At 33.9% G+C, this 1,594-nt stretch carries 1 protein-coding gene; it reads left to right on the top strand.

Features of this window, described 5'->3' with window-relative positions; genetic code table 11:
• The first annotated feature begins 662 nt into the window (after positions 1–662).
• Positions 663–1,295 (top strand): LysE family translocator, encoded by a 633-nt coding sequence (locus tag V7164_RS22050; protein WP_335344785.1) that lies wholly within the window; start codon positions 663–665, stop codon positions 1,293–1,295.
• Positions 1,296–1,594: the final 299 nt, after the last annotated feature.

Here is a 1,594-nt window from a genome sequence, read left to right as displayed (position 1 = left end):
CGCCCTTTAATGGAATAACCAAAATATGGGCTAAACCCCATCCCCATCAAGCTAAGGCAAATCATTACCCCCAAAACGAAAAAACGATATTTCTTCTGTAATATAATGGAAAGTATGACGTTTTTTATGTGTCGTGAGGTTTCAAACGAACTTACTCTCTTTTCACAGGTATTACAACGATCTTTGTCTCTACAAGCTCTCCAACAGCTGACCAAAAAGGTAGGTTAAAGAACGAGTAGTACCAAGCTAAAGATTTAATAACGTTGTGCATGTGGTTTATTCAAAAAGTAGGCCTGCTACCAGCCAAGCTGCTATAGACCACAATAAGCAATTTAATGAACGCTAAATACTTAATTTACAAGGGAATTAGGTAATTGGCTGTAACGAAAATGAACAGTTTTGTTACTGTAAAACCAATACTCTAATGTACGTATTAAGTGATGATACAAGCAAATTTTGTTTAAATCCTTATGATAATACCCTACTTATAAACAATATTTTGCCACTGACTGTGCAACGCTGTTACTGAGCCATAATGCACTTTATCGGTAGTTAAGGATAGAAGAAATATTTACGAACAAAGATGAAAAAATACTTTTGTTTTCATACAGCATGCTGTAATATCGATAAGGGCACCCCAAAAATAGAGAGAGGTGCTTAATATGTATGGAGTTATTAATTATGAGGTATTTTTATTAACAGGAATTTTACTAAACTTAATTCCTGGTGCAGACACAATGTATATAGTCGGGAGAAGTATGTCACAAGGCCGAAAAGCAGGTGTTTATTCTGTTTTAGGTATTATTACTGGTTCTTTGACTCACACGTTGTTCGTTGCTTTTGGTTTATCAATCATACTTGTAAAATCTGTTCTCTTATTTAATATCATCAAAATTGTTGGTGTTATTTATTTAGTGTATTTAGGGATTAGAATGTTGATTGATAAAACAAATTTAGCTTTTCAGGCTGCTGCAACCAACAAGCTAAACATAAGGAAAATATACGTGCAAGGGCTTTTGACAAGTCTTACGAATCCAAAAGTTTCTTTGTTTTTTATTGCGTTTCTTCCTCAATTTATAGATACAAAGGATTCGGGACCGATCCCATTTATCATTCTGGGACTGACCTTTACTATCACTGGGTTGTTATGGTGTCTATTTATTGCTTATTTTTCTTCCTACGTTACAAAAAAACTAAGAGGAAACCAAAAGATAGGAACGGTTTTAAACAAAATTACAGGAATGATTTTTATCGGCATGGGGATAAAGCTACTGCAAACAAAAGCTCCTCACTAAACTTGAATAAAACAACAATGCCCCTTCAGATATTCAATTTCAGGTTTAAGTAGATTCATATATGTTGAGAAGCCCTTCAGATTTTACTCTGAAGGGCTTCTTGCTTGTTCTAAATCATTTTTTAACATGTGACACATTACTTTTTATTGTTAGCTAGATAAGGAGCTATGTATAGGTTTTTGTGGGCTTACATATATATCGCTATCTTTTTCACCTATTACCATATGGTATAAATACAAATTACCCACCCCTCTCACAATACGCAACTCGCTTACTTTATCTATCATTACCATAAGTAT

Source organism: Bacillus sp. JJ1474, assembly GCF_036965225.1.
Taxonomy (GTDB): domain Bacteria; phylum Bacillota; class Bacilli; order Bacillales; family Cytobacillaceae; genus Cytobacillus.
This window is presented reverse-complemented; position numbering and strand designations above follow the sequence as displayed.